This is a genomic window from Streptomyces sp. NBC_01320 (assembly GCF_035974375.1).
Classification (GTDB): Bacteria; Actinomycetota; Actinomycetes; order Streptomycetales; family Streptomycetaceae; genus Streptomyces; species Streptomyces yanii.
In genome coordinates this window covers 11614962-11628032 of record NZ_CP108390.1, presented here as the reverse complement: position 1 = coordinate 11628032, position 13071 = coordinate 11614962, and the positions used below count along the sequence as shown (strand labels likewise).

Sequence of the window (13071 nt, the reverse complement as noted above, 5' to 3'; positions counted from 1 at the left end):
CTACGACGACCCAGATCCGGGCCCCGGGGTGCGCTGGATGCAGACCATGGCGGCGTCGTCGTCCAGGTGCCCGCCCACATGAGTCAGAAGGTCGGCGCGCAGGTGGTGGATTAGGGCCTGGGGGCTGTCGTGTGCCTGGGAGGCGGCACGTTCGGTCAGTGGGTAGAAGACTTTGCCGGGGTCCCGGGCTTCTATCACGCCGTCGGTGTAGAGCAGCAGCAGGTCTGCGGGCTCCAGGGTGAAGGTGTCCACCTGGTACTGGGGTGTGGTCAGCTCGCCCAGGCCAAGTGGCGGCGCGGGGCGGGTGGGGTTGAGTGCGGTGGCCTGTCCGTCGCGTAGTAGCAAGGGGGGCGGGTGCCCGCAGCTGATCATCTCCGCCTTCTCGCCTGCATCGGGGATGTCGATGATTGCGGCGGTGATGAAGCACTCCCCTTCCTGCTCCGACTCGGTGGGTTCGACCATGCTCCAGCACACGCTGTTCTCCAGGTAGGCCATGAGGTCGGGCAGGGACGATTGCCGGTGTGCGGCCGCCCGGAATGCACCCAGCAGCAGCGCGGCATCTCCGATCGCGGTCAGGCCCTTGCCCCGCGCATCCCCGATGATCAGCCTGGTGCCGGCCGAGGTGCGGGTGGCCGCGTAGAGATCGCCGCCGATCTGCGCCTGCTCCTCCGCCGCGAGGTACACCGAGGCCACCCGCAGTGGCCCGATCTGCCGCGGCAGCGGTCTGAGCACCGCTCGCTGCGTGGCCTCCGAGACCGTGCGCACCTGCGCCAGCTCACGACCGTACCGATCCCGCAGCCACCGGAACACCGTCACAATCACCGAGACCACCACCACGGCGACGATCTGCGTACCGACGCTCTCCGTGGTCAGGATGCGGAGCCCTACGCCGACGCCGAACAGGGCCGCCACGGCGATGGCTCCGACCACGGCGGTTACGAGGGGGCCGGCGAAAGAGGCGGTGAGCGCGGGAGCCACGATCAGTAGGGGGCCCAGCGCCACGTCGGGCCCGGTCGTTGCGTCGACAAGCACGATGGCTGCGATCAGAGCGAGCGGGATCGCCAGCAGGGCGTCACTGGCCCGCCAGGAATGTTGGCGGAACGAAACCCGCCACGATATGCCCATATGCCTGAATTTGTACCTATCAGAGTGGCCCCGCAAGTCGGTCCCTGGTCCTGCCCGGAGCGGTTTTGGCCGTGACCGTCGCAGCTACCGCAGTTCGTCGGGGGTGTCCCACAGCCAGTCCGCGCTGCCGAAGGTGCCGGCCAGGACCGCTCACGTTCCACCGCTTCCATGTAATCCGCGATCAGCACACGAGTGCTCGAGTCACAGAAGCGCGGGGTGATCGGCTGACGGGCCGCGACTTCGGCCCGCTGAACAACCTGGACCATGTGGCGCGTTACGACTCCCTCGTCGCCTCCTCGTCGGCGAAGCGACAACTGGCGGCGGACATCGCCGCCCCGCCCGGCGAGGAGCACAGCCACTGGCGTGTGGTCCTTCTCCTGCAGATCTCCCGTACGACGACCCGACGGTCACCGAGGAAGTGTTCTGCCCGCTCCTCACGGTCCAGCACGCGGACGGCGTGGAGGCGGCTCCGACCCTGGCGAACAGTGTCCCGCAGGCCTGGGTCATTCAGTGATCGGTGGTGGAGTGGGGGCTGGCGGCGGTGCCTTCGGTGCCGAGCAGCACGAGTATCGAGGCGGGGCCGAGGCCCAGGGTCGTGCGGCGCTCGTCGGCGCGGTCGTCGGTGAGCGCGGCGCGGATCCCGGCCAGGGATGCGGCGCCGCAGGGACCGGAGGACACGCCGAGGGCAGCGAGGTCACCAGCCGCACCAGAGCTGTCCTCGTCCGTGACGGCGATCGCGGTATCCAGGCCGTCGCGCATCGCGCTTGTACTCATCGGAGTACCGCTTCGAGTAGTTGCTTCCCACCTGGCTCTACTTCCTCTGGAACCTCAGGTCCCAGTCTCCAGGTGTCCGTGATCAAGGGGAAGCTTCAAGCGGCCGATCCCCCTAAAGCGCGGACAGCCCGGCTTGTCCCCGGCCTTGATGCGCCGGAAGAACGCGGCGAACGCCTTGTCCAGCCGGCGCAGGGTGGCCTGCTGCGAGGAGAACGACCAGCGGCCCTGACGCTCCGGGTCGCATGCCCGGATCTCCTTGAGCTGCACGGACTGCTGCCCGTACCGGACCGTCGTCTTCGAGACATGCCGGTAGGCGTCACGGCGTTCCTGCAATGCCCCGTTATGGCGTTCCTGCAATGCCCCGTTATAGAGGGAACCGTGATCGCGGAGCATCTCACCGAGCGCTTGTTCCTGCCGGGCGGTGGGCCGCATGAGGAACTTGTACGCACGGATCATCCAGCCCACCTCCTCCGCGTCGATTCCATCGACCGCACTAGACTTGGCGCATGTCACCACGCTGGGAACCCAACCCCGATGTGCGGCGCGGCCGTCACGTAGTCTACAACCTTCACGCACACTTGGTGTTCGTCACCAAATATCGGTGCAACGTCTTCAATGACGAGATGCTGACGCGCTGCGAGGAGATCATGCGGAACGTCTGTACCGACTTCGGGACCGACCTGATCGAGTTCAACGGCGAAGAAGGCCACGTGCACCTGCTCGTGCACTACCCCCCGAAAGTCGCCCTCTCCAGCCTGGTCAACAGCCTCAAGGGCGTCAGCTCACGCTACCTGCGCGCCGAGTTCCCCGACCGCATCAACCGCGCAACCATGCACGGCCGCTTCTGGTCCGGCTCCTACTTCGCCGGATCATGCGGCGGCGCACCACTCCAGATGGTGAAGGACTACATCGAGAACCAGAAGCGGCCCGACTGAGCGCGGCTCCGCGGGCGAGGCACTGCGGAGCGAAACTGCGGCGCTCCGCGCCGCAGGGTTCAGGATCGGATTCCCTCCCCGCCTGAAGACGGGGATTCCCTCCGAAGAAGACGGATGGAGGCCAGCCCAGGAGGCAGCGTCGTCGCCCCGGCCGACACTCCCCCGCTACTCCAGCCGCCCCGAGGGCAGCAGACAGTCCATCCGCAACCACAGCGTCCGAACTCAGCGCTGCCGACCACGCCCTCCTGACCAGCACAAACGGGCCATGAGATAACGCCTCATGACAGCAAAACCGACCCCCAACCTCTCACCTCACGTCAGTCAAGAACCCACCATCAACCACCCACTGACCAGCAACAAAACCCCACAACCACGACCTTGACCACTGACTCTCACCACCACTGACGCCAAACCGAGAGATCGCATCGAAGAGCTCCCGGACGGCAACTCCGTACGCCTGGGCGTCTTTCTGAGTAACCAAAAAAGTCGGCGTGCCCGGCTCAGTGAAGAGCAGCTCGCGGTCCTCGCCGCCCTCGGATACGACTGGGCGGCATAGCCGCAACAGGGTGGTGAAGCGCCGCCATACCGACCGGCAGCCAACTGATCTGCAAAGGCCAGAGGGCGGGCGGGAACGTTCGCGGACACCTGGACCGGACAAACGACGCACAGGACCGACTGAACCCGGCGCAGCGCTTCAGTCGGCGAAAACTCTCACCGCGCGGTGTCTGTCAGCAGCCGCACGCAGTACGCACCAAGGCCCCGGGATGTCACGGCAGATTCCCGGGGCCTTGGTGGCAGCCGGCGGCACGGGGCCTCTACGGAGCCCCGTCAGTGCAGGGTCTGCCCTGAGAACTGGCTGCTGATGGCATTACGGAACGCGGGTGCAGCCTCCGCCGACCTTCTCGTGGAGCATGGCCTTGCGAGTGTTGGGTCCATACTCGCCGTCGGCCGGGGTGCCGGCCTTCTGCTGCGTCCTGATCAGCGCCGCGCGCGTCGACGGTCCGAAGTCGCTGTCCTCAGCCAGCTTCTCGCCGTAACAGAGGTTCATGGAGTGCTGAAGCTGCCGCACGGCCGCGCTGTGGGTTCCCTGCACCAAATTGCAGGTGACCGTGTTGGTCGCCTTGTACATGGGAACCCAGGCTCCGGCGTAGGACGCCACCCAGTCGCAGGTCGGCGTCGCCGCGACGGCCGGCCCCGACGGGACAACGCCCAGCAGACTACCGGCCGCCACAGCTGCACTGACCGTCAGCGTTCTCAGCTTCATGCGCAAACTGGCCTCCAGTGGTTCCAGGCGGTAGCAAGAACGCTCCCGCGCATGAGTAGCCGACCACACCGGTCGGCTCCGGTGAGCCTGGCGTCCCCCTGACCTCACGGTCAAGAGATCCGACATCTCCAATTCCCCTTTACACAAACGGAATTGACGACTTGCACCTTGCACGACAGAGCAGCCCCGGCCTTCAACAAACCGCCACTGAGGATGGGCGCGACTCAGCACCGAGAAGGCAGCGGCCAGCCCGATCCGCGCGCTCGCCCTCGACGGCCTCAGCCAGGGCCATCTCCAGCGCCTCGCACCGGACACGGACGTGGCCGGCACCTGTTCGGTGCTCACTCCGGTCGCGGGAGAGGAAGTCCACACGGAGTGAACCCGGCCGACGCGTCCGGGACCGTTCCGGTCGCCGTCGGGGGGCCCGGTCCTGCTGGTGAGGGCCGGTGGGCACAGGTGCGATGGCCTACCGCATAATCCTCGGGTGTCCGAGAGCCCGGTTCCGATACCGTCGGGGTCCGTCCCCGCAGACATTCCCAACTGGCAGTCCGTCGACGCCGCGGCGTGGCGGAAGGCCGGCCTGGCGCCGTGGACGAGGCCGTTGTGGTCCGTCCTGGCACTGCTCGTCCCACTGGTCGTGGCGATCGGCGCGGATCCGGAACCGGTGTGCAGTGATGCGGTTCCGTGCGGTCCGGACTGGGCCGGCATGGTGCAGGCGGGCCTGGCCGTGGGCCTGCTGTACTGGCTCGCCCGGCTTCCCGAACTCACCCTCGTCACCGCGCCGGTCCTGGCGGTCCTCGTGGCGTGGGAGCAGTTCCCCGCCCCCGGAGAGGTGTCCCGAGCCGCGAACATGGCGGTGATCGCGGTCCTCGCGCTCGGCTGGGCCGCGGCCTGGGCGCGGTCGGCCGCCCGGCGTGAGCAGCGGCGACTCGTGGAGCGGGCCGCCGCCGGGATACGGCACCGGTTGCCCGAGCCCGTCGGCCCGCTGTGGCGGGGGACGATCCCCTTCACAGCCGGTGCCATGCTGTGCGTCGTGGCCGCCGGCGCGATCTGCCTGGGCCTGAGCGGTGTGCGCGAGGACGAGCGCCATGCCGCTGGGGCGGAGCGCATCGCGGCCGAGGTGATCAGCCGGAACGACGTGTCGGTCCGTGTCCGCACCGACGACGCGCGGCGCATCACCGTCGACGCGGCGTTCCCCGAGGACTACGCCGTCGGGACCACGGTGACGGTGCTGGAGGACGGACGGTGGCGGCGCCTGGCCGCCGAGCCGTACGACGCTTTCGGCTGGCAACTGCTGGCGCTGGCCGCAGGGCTGCCGGGCATCTCGCTGCTCACGACGGGTGTCCTGGCACGCCGCCGCAGTGCGGCGCTGCGGCGGGGACCGGTGCCGGCTCTGCGGGTGCTGGGGCGCGTCGATCTCAACGGACGGACCTGGGTCTACGCCGCCGACGACGCCTCTGGCAGCACCCCCCTCTTCAGCTGTCTCCTCGTGCAGGTGCTGCCCGACGAGGACCAGCCCGATGAGGGGGAGTACGACGAGGAGGGCTGGGAGGGCGAGGACGCCCCGGTCTTCGACACGCGGCTACACGAGGCGGTCATGTTCGGCGCCCCGTGCGGAGGTGGCGAGCTGGTCTTCCTCACGGCCGACGGTGATGGGAACCCGGTGGTGACGCGCACCAGGGGGCCGGTCCGGTTGCCCAGGAGGGGCCCTGGCCCCCTGGCGCACGCCCCGAACCTCGACGCGATCGAGGAACCCGCCGGCGCCAAGCCGCTGCCGGACGACCGTGTGGCAGAGGTGGCCGCGACCCTGACACCCACCGGCCGGCCGATGCGCTGGGGACCTGGCAAGGCGGCCAGGGCCGGCGGGCTGGCCTTCACGGCGTGCGCAGTGGTGGGGGCCGAGTTCGTCACCGACACGCTGCTGGCGGACGGGTTCGGCTGGCACGTCCTCGGCTTCTTCGCACTGTTCATGCTGCTCAACCTGGCGGCCACCCTGCTCAACTGGCGGGTCACCGCGGACAGCGCGGGGCTGTGGCTGACCGGAGCCTGGAAGGTGCGGCATGTGCCGTGGGAACGGCTGCGGGGGGCCGCCTACACCCGTGAGGGCACGGTCGAGATCCGAGTGCGCGACCAGGACACCTGGGAGCTGCCCGGCATCGGCTGGCCCGGGGCGGAACGCCGACTGGGACTGCGCCCGCCGTACAACCGGATGGCCGACGAGATCAACGCGCTGCACACCCGTCCGGAGCTGCGCCCCATCGAGCAGAGTCCACCGCGCAACCACGGCCTGCCACTGGGTCCCGTCCTCGCTGTGCTGTTGGCTCTGACCGTACTGCTGTCGTTCCTCGGGTGAGTGCCGCCCGGGCGCAGCGGCACGGTACGCCCGGGCAGGGGGAGGCCGACCGCTGCCCGAGCCGCGCCGGCCGACGGCACGGTCGTGATCGACTCCGCCGATGCTGCCACGGGCCTGGTCGCGCTGCGCAGCCTGCCGAGCGAGGGCGCCACGAGCTGGTCCCGGATCGCCCCCACACACAGGCCTTCGGCGTCAGCATCCTCGCCACGGACCAGCAGGAGGTGTGCGCAGCGGTCGGCAGTCGCAACGAGGACAAGTTCCGCGACATGGGCTGGCACGCCACCACTCACGGCACCCTCCGCATCGAAGGCACCCTGGCCGCCCTGGTCTGCTGCGCAGCGTCCCGAGCGAGGACGAAGTGCACATCGCGTGCACACATCCGCCGTCCACTCAATACATCGGGCCAGAGAGAAGCATCCGTCTCAATCATGCTTTCCTCTTACGTACCTGACGACGCACGCCCCGCCGGGGCGCACACTCCCCCAGAGCGATGATTTCGCCACTAGACATCCTCACCCACGACGAAGTGATCAGGAGTCGTACGTGGGTGTGCGCGGCTTGCTCGACCGCTTGCGCACCAGCGGCGCGAGTGTCCTGTGGATGATGACGTACTCGGCGACGACCGCGCACACGAGGATCGATGCCCACACGCTCGTGGTGTAGATGTCGTCGAAGGTCAGCGAGGGGAACGGGCCCTGCAGAGCCACGCCGAGACCGATGAAGGCGCGGAGCGCGACCGCGGCGAAGCTCAGCGAGTAGTTGCGGATCAGCCAGATCCGGTGGAGCTGGATCTGACCTTGCCGGATGGCGCGGAAACCCTGGAAGAGGGTGTACAGCCAGGCGGCGGACAACAGATAGAACGCAACCTGCACGGAAATGCCCCTGACGTCCATGCCGGGGATCGGCGTCAGGACCGGAGCCAGGATCCTCATCGACGTCGGCGACGGCAGTTCGTTCCCGTCCGCCGCCCACCTCGCCGCTTACGCCGGCCTCGCCCCGACGACTCGTAGTTCGGGGTCGTCGATCCGCGGCGAACAACCTTCCCGAAGAGGAAACAAGCAGCTCAAACGAGCCTTCTTCCTCTCCGCGTTCGCCACCCTCGCCGACCCACGATCGAGGGCCTACTACGACAAGAAGATCAGCCAGGGCAAGCACCACACCCAAGCACTCCTCTGCCTCGCCCGCCGACGAGCGGACGTCCTCTTCGCGATGCTCCGCGACGGCACCTTCTACGAACCCCAACCTGCCCCATCACCTTGACCAAACCCATAGGGGCACCCCCCGGGGGTGTGGTGCGCCGTGGTGCTCCTCGACGGCGCCCGGGTCCGCAGACGCGCTGGGGATGAGAACCGGCCGACCTGTTCTGGCGAACATAAGCCTCACGCTCGCCGACGGGCACGGGAACCTGATCCGGATCTCGGCCGCCAGACCCGGGCGCTCCATCGAGATCGCCACGGCCCGCCGCAACAAGATCACCGCCCACCTCCGCGAAGCCGGCCTCGGCGCCCGCGCGGACCTCGCCTTCGTCGGCCTGGACGACGACCCCGACGGCCCGGTCACGCTTCCTTGATCGCGCCCACACCCATGCCGAGTAGCCTGTGGAGTAGCGATCTCTGCTCGCTGCGAGGCCCTCCATGACGACGCCCAGTGCACGAGAGCTGCTCCTTGGCACTCCATTCAGCCTGGCGACCATGGCCACCGCCGTGCTGGATCAGCGGGGCATCGTCATCGGCTGGAACACCGCGGCCGAGAAGCTCTACGGGCACACCGCCGACGACGCCCTTGGAAAGCCGGCCCGCAAGTTCTTCGTCCCCATCGACGGACGCCCGCTCTTCGACCCGGACTCCCCAGCCGAGTCCTGGGGCGAGACACGGACGATGCGGGGACGCGGCGGCAGCCTCGTACGCACGGTGCTGTACGTATTGCAGCTGGGACCCAAGGGGGCCAACGCCGCCTGGGCCATCATCTCCATCGCCGCCGACCAGATGGAGCGATGGGCCACCGACCAGGCCATACTGGCCGGGCTGTTCACCCAGGCACCGATCGCACTGACCGTGTACGGCCCGGACAGCCGCGTGAACTGGGTCAACAACGCCTTGGAGGGCCAGACCGGGCTCGCTCTCCACGAATGGGTTGGCCGGTACATCCAGGACATCTTGCCGGAAGGCGAGATCATCTCCCCGGAGCTGTGGGGCCGCCGGCTCGAATCGGTGATCGAGCAGGTCTTCCGCACTGGCGAGCCCGTCGTTGACCTGCACTACCGAAGCCCCACACCGGCCGGCCCCACCCATCAAAGAGTCTGGTCCTGCTCTTACTTCCGCCTGCAGGACGCCGAAGGCCACTGCCTGGGCGTCTGCGAATCGGCGTTCACCATCACCGAGCGCTACGAGACCCAGCGGCGCCTGACTCTGCTGAGTCGCTCCAGCAGCATCGGAGGAACGCTGGACGTGACCCGGACATCCGAAGAACTCGTCGCCGTCGTCGTCCCCGACTTCGCGGACGCAGCATGGGTCGACCTGGCGGAGCCCGTGCTCACTGGCGAGGAGCCCGCCCCCTGGCACGCCTCACAGCAACTGCGCCGGGTCACCCAAGGGAACACCCCAGGCCAGGCAGCGGCAACACCCCCGCTCGTGAACCTCCCCGCCGGCGACCAGCAACTCGTCCTGCCCCTCAAGGCCGGAGGTGCAACGCTCGGCCTGGTCACCCTGCTGCGCAGTCCCCCCAGGGCCCCCTTCAACGACGCCGACCGCGCCCTGGCCGAGGAACTGGTCGCCCACACCGCTGTGTGCCTCGACAATGCACGGCGCTACGCCCACGAGCACGCAGCCGCCCTGCTGCTGCAACACAGTCTGCTCCCGCAGGAGCTGCCAGAGCCGACCGCCGTGGAAACCGCCCACTACTACGCCCCCACCGCAGGTCCCACAGGCGTCGGCGGCGACTGGTACGACGTGATCCCTCTGTCCGGCGCCCGCGTCGGGCTCGCCGTGGGAGACGTGGTGGGTCACGGACTGCACGCCGCGGTGACGATGGGGCGGCTGCGGACCACCGTACGAGCCCTGGCCGCTCTCGACCTCGCACCCGACGAGCTCCTCACCCGCCTCGACGACCTGGTCGGGCAGGCAGGCATGGGAATCCACCCAGCCGGAGAGAGCAGTGCGGACCAGGCAGTGTGCGCCAGATGCCTGTACGCCGTGTACGACCCCGTCTCAAGACGATGCAGTGTGGCCAGCGCCGGCCATTTGCCCCCCGTCCTCGCCGCACCCGACGAGCCCGCCATACCACTCGACATCCCGGTCGGCCCCCCGCTGGGCATCGGCGGCCTGCCGTTCGAATGCGCAGAGTTCGACATCGCCGAGAACAGCATGCTTGCCCTGTTCACCGACGGACTGGTGGCGGACACACAACACGATTTCGACGCCGGAGTGGCCGGCCTGTGCCGGATCCTGTCCCGGTACCCGGAGCTCTCCCCGGCCGATGTGCGAGACCGGATCGTCGAGTCCAAGATCCCGGCTGACGCGCAGGACGACGTCGCGCTCCTTCTGGTCCGGGTCCATTCCCTGGCCGACGACAACATGGCAAGCTGGCGAATCGACCCGGACCCGGCCCAAGTGGCCAGAGCGCGCGCGTCCGCAATGGTCCAGCTGGCCCGCTGGGACCTCAGCGCCGTGAGCTTCGTCGTCGAACTGATCGTCAGCGAGCTTGTCACCAACGCGATCCGGTACGGTAGTCCGCCGCTGCATCTGCGACTCCTGCGCGACCAGGACCGCGCGCTGATCTGCGAGGTATCGGACGGCAGCCACACCTCCCCGCACCTTCAACGTGCACGCCTGGACGAGGAGGGCGGCCGCGGGCTGTTCCTGGTCGCCCAGCTCACCGACCAGTGGGGAACCCGCTATACGCGCGAGGGAAAGACGATCTGGACCGAGGTTCCGATCCGCCTGGGCGTCGTCGCCGGCGGCGACGCACTCAGCGCCTGAATGACAGCGGCCGAGCGGTCATCGGCATGCGCCCGGCAACGCTCTTGGCCACCGCCCATGCATGCACGCCCTTCGCACGGTTGGCCGCCGGTCGGCCGCCCGGAGACCTTCTCGCCGGGCTTCCGGCCAGCGTCGGCCGTAGGGGTCGGTGGCCTTGACGTCGGCGCCGTTGTCTCCGGCGCCGCCGACCTGGACGGCTGCGCGATCCTGGTGGTTAATTGGCGCAGCGTCACAGCAGCGGGTCGTGGGGTCCCGAATCCTGTCTGGTTTGTCGGCAATGCGGGTGCGCTCGCTTCGACGCCTTCGGTGCCTGGATACGCTGAGTAATTAACCACCAGGGTCCTGCGCCTGCCGAAAACCTCACCTGTCCAGTTCAGGCCGCATGCTGGTACTCGTGGAGGGTGTGGCCGAGGCGGTCGCGTCGTCGTATGTCGAGGCGGGCGATCTGATCCGGATCGGTGATCGGCGGCGTGGGCGTTGTCAACTTGACCAGTCGGTGTCTGGCTGAGGGTGTGTGTGGCCGTGGAGGGGCCGGGCGGCGGTCCTTGTGTCAGGCCGCGGTAGGCAGGGCGGTCGACATTCAGCGAACTCGCGAGAGCCTGTCCGGCCTTCAGGACCACCTGGGCTGCTCCGGAGAGCCGGACGAACATTCGGGGTGGCGTTTGGCATCCTGTGGGACTCTGACGCGTAAATAACTGTAGGTGGGTGCTGTCTCGGGCAGGGGTGTCGGCCCGGTCGGAGTCGTCTCCGCCGGGCTTTGGTCGCGCTCGGTCATCCAGCGGCCTCCATCGGGTCAAGGGTGACGCGGTAGCCGAGTTCGTTCAGCCGGGACACGGCTCGGCGTGCGGCCGGGTGCTGGCCACGTTCCCCCTATGCATCCGGCTGCGCAACGACGCCGACCAGCGCACCGGGATACGGCACCTGCACGTCACCGACCGCTTCGCAAGCGAGACGATGCCGGACGAGGACCGTGCCACCCGCCGCGTCTTCGCCGCGCGGCTGCTGGTGAAACCGCGCGATCCCGACAGCACACCCCATGCCGGCGAAGAGGCACAGCAGGAGACCTACAGCGAGGATCGGGTAGGCGGGCCGGTTTGCCCGGCCCGCCCCCCACACCACCGGACATGCGGGCCCGCATCCGGCGGTTCGTCCAGCTGATCTCAGGCGAGCTTCAGGCGGGACCACGAGCCCTTGAACGACTTGTAGCCCTGCGCATCCCAATAGGCTTTATTCATAGCGATTTCCAGTGGTTTCAGGTGGGAGGCCCGCCAGTATCGCTTGCGTTGCACTGCAACGCCTTGCTCCTGGTCTCCAAATTCGTAACCGAGCTTCTGGAGCATGGAGTTCTTGCGCTGACTGGTCTTCCACTGCACCCACTGGGCCTGCCGTAGCCTGCGGCGGGTCCAGTGATCAATCTCCTCGAAAACCCGAAGGCTGTCGGAGAGACTGAAGTAGGCCACCCAGCCGACCGAGAAACGGTTGAGTTTGTCCATCCTGTGGGCCATCGATACGCCCCACGTCCGGGAGGTGACTCGCCGAACGGTGGACTTTAGCCGTCTCACGGCCTTCCGGTCCACCCGGATCTTCACCTGCCCTTTGGCGAGGTAGTACCCGAATCCCAGGAGTGACGTCCACCAGATGGGGCACGCCTTCGACTTCTCACGATTCACCCTCAGTTTCAAGGTCTTCTCAATGAAGGCCGTGACCGAGGCGAGGGTCCGCTGCGCCGCTCGCTCGGACCGGACGAAAATCATCACATCGTCCGCGTACCTCACGAACCGGTGTCCGCGTTTGAAGAGTTCGCGGTCAAGGTCGTCCAGCATGATGTTCGACAGCAACGGGGACAAAGGGGAACCCTGCGGGGTCCCTTCCTCGTTCCTCACCATCACGCCGTCGCTCATAATCCCGGCTTCCAGGTACCGCCGAATCAACTTCAGGACCTTCTGTTCCTCACCCGGCGAGCCACCCGCGCCATAAGCGCATCGTGATTCATTCGGTCGAAGAACTTGTCGAGGTCCAGGTCCACGGCCCAACGGTTTCTGTCCTGGACGGCCCGGCGACCAACCCTTACGGCTTGGTGGGCCGAACGCCCTGGTCGGAACCCGAACGACGCCCCAGAGAAGTGGGGATCGAAGACGGGCACGAGGGCCTGCGCAATTGCCTGCTGGATCAAGCGATCCAGCACCCGTGGGACACCTAGCATCCGCTCCCCACCATTCGGCTTAGGGATGGTCACCCGACGGACAGGAGCGGGCTTATATGTCCCCGCATCGAGCTCAGCCCATACCTTGGGCCAGTTCTGGGCGATCCATGGCCGGAGTTCATCCGTCGTCATCCCATCAACGCCGGGGGCACCCCGGTTTGCTTCGACGCGCCTGAGCGCCGCGAGAAGGTTCTCCTTCGAGAACACCGTCTCCCAGAGGGAGACCTCGCGGTGATTGTTGTCCGCGTGTAGCGCCGGCTGGTCACTGCGCCCCTTGGGCTGGGCGGTCGTATGCACCGACCCCGTCACCCCAGGGTCTGCCGGGGCAGATTTACGGCGGTCATCGTGACCTGCGCGAGCAGACACCCTTCTTCCAATCCGCTAAACGTTCGGCCCTTCCCGAGTCCTTGTCGGCCTACTGCCTTCCCGTCTCGGTACTA

General features: G+C 67.8%; 13 protein-coding genes and 3 pseudogenes. 7 read left to right on the top strand and 9 right to left on the bottom strand.

The annotated features are described in order from the left end of the window. The 4 genes and pseudogenes from OG395_RS53770 to OG395_RS53755 form a co-directional block, all read right to left on the bottom strand. Entirely contained in the window at nt 1–1125 is a 1125-nt protein-coding gene (locus tag OG395_RS53770) for a PP2C family protein-serine/threonine phosphatase (protein ID WP_327241262.1), read from the bottom strand. 274 nt (nt 1126–1399) lie between these two features. After that, nucleotides 1400–1573: a hypothetical protein gene (locus tag OG395_RS53765; RefSeq protein WP_327241263.1), complete on the bottom strand. Its 174-nt coding sequence runs from the start codon at nt 1571–1573 to the stop codon at nt 1400–1402. Between the two features lie 59 nt (nt 1574–1632). Further along, a complete protein-coding gene (locus OG395_RS53760; RefSeq protein ID WP_327241264.1) occupies nt 1633–1899 on the bottom strand; it encodes a hypothetical protein in 267 nt (88 codons plus the stop codon). A 102-nt stretch (nt 1900–2001) separates the two neighbouring features. Beyond that, nucleotides 2002–2355, bottom strand: a pseudogene (locus OG395_RS53755) (RNA-guided endonuclease TnpB family protein); the annotation flags it as partial. A 50-nt stretch (nt 2356–2405) separates the two neighbouring features. Between OG395_RS53755 and tnpA the strand changes: the two are divergent. Next, complete coding sequence (gene tnpA / locus OG395_RS53750) at nt 2406–2834, top strand: IS200/IS605 family transposase (RefSeq protein WP_327241177.1); 429 nt, start codon at nt 2406–2408, stop codon at nt 2832–2834. Nucleotides 2835–3702: 868 nt separating this feature from the next. On the opposite strand, the gene OG395_RS53745 is transcribed toward tnpA, so the two are convergent. Continuing rightward, on the bottom strand, nt 3703–4098 hold the full coding sequence (locus OG395_RS53745; protein WP_327241265.1) for a peptidoglycan-binding domain-containing protein: 396 nt from the start codon (nt 4096–4098) through the stop codon (nt 3703–3705). A 484-nt stretch (nt 4099–4582) separates the two neighbouring features. On the opposite strand from OG395_RS53745, the gene OG395_RS53740 reads away from it, so the two are divergent. After that, nucleotides 4583–6451: a hypothetical protein gene (locus tag OG395_RS53740; protein ID WP_327241266.1), complete on the top strand. Its 1869-nt coding sequence runs from the start codon at nt 4583–4585 to the stop codon at nt 6449–6451. Then, on the top strand, nt 6448–6945 hold the full coding sequence (locus OG395_RS58915; protein WP_442818495.1) for a flavin reductase: 498 nt from the start codon (nt 6448–6450) through the stop codon (nt 6943–6945). Before OG395_RS53740 ends, OG395_RS58915 begins: the two co-directional genes overlap by 4 nt. Before the next feature lie 36 nt (nt 6946–6981). Here OG395_RS58915 and OG395_RS53735 read toward each other — a convergent pair whose 3' ends face one another. Beyond that, the gene (locus OG395_RS53735) at nt 6982–7323 is read right to left on the bottom strand and encodes a DUF2306 domain-containing protein (RefSeq protein WP_327241267.1); all 342 of its coding nucleotides are present in this window, start codon (nt 7321–7323) and stop codon (nt 6982–6984) included. Between the two features lie 10 nt (nt 7324–7333). On the opposite strand from OG395_RS53735, the pseudogene OG395_RS53730 reads away from it, so the two are divergent. The 3 genes and pseudogenes from OG395_RS53730 to OG395_RS53720 form a co-directional block, all read left to right on the top strand. Further along, a pseudogene (locus OG395_RS53730) lies at nt 7334–7711 on the top strand (transposase); the annotation flags it as partial. 82 nt (nt 7712–7793) lie between these two features. Continuing rightward, entirely contained in the window at nt 7794–8021 is a 228-nt protein-coding gene (locus OG395_RS53725; protein ID WP_327241268.1) for a hypothetical protein, read from the top strand. 121 nt (nt 8022–8142) lie between these two features. Beyond that, the gene (locus OG395_RS53720; protein ID WP_327241269.1) at nt 8143–10428 is read left to right on the top strand and encodes a SpoIIE family protein phosphatase; all 2286 of its coding nucleotides are present in this window, start codon (nt 8143–8145) and stop codon (nt 10426–10428) included. Between the two features lie 93 nt (nt 10429–10521). Here OG395_RS53720 and OG395_RS53715 read toward each other — a convergent pair. After that, a pseudogene (locus tag OG395_RS53715) lies at nt 10522–10626 on the bottom strand (restriction endonuclease); the annotation flags it as partial. A 654-nt stretch (nt 10627–11280) separates the two neighbouring features. Here OG395_RS53715 and OG395_RS53710 point away from each other — a divergent pair. Continuing rightward, entirely contained in the window at nt 11281–11586 is a 306-nt protein-coding gene (locus tag OG395_RS53710) for a hypothetical protein (protein WP_327249206.1), read from the top strand. 2 nt (nt 11587–11588) lie between these two features. On the opposite strand, the gene OG395_RS53705 is transcribed toward OG395_RS53710, so the two are convergent. Next, complete coding sequence (locus OG395_RS53705) at nt 11589–12359, bottom strand: reverse transcriptase domain-containing protein (protein WP_327249205.1); 771 nt, start codon at nt 12357–12359, stop codon at nt 11589–11591. A gap of 2 nt (nt 12360–12361) precedes the next feature. Next, on the bottom strand, nt 12362–12928 hold the full coding sequence (locus tag OG395_RS53700) for a reverse transcriptase domain-containing protein (protein WP_327249204.1): 567 nt from the start codon (nt 12926–12928) through the stop codon (nt 12362–12364). Nucleotides 12929–13071: the final 143 nt, after the last annotated feature.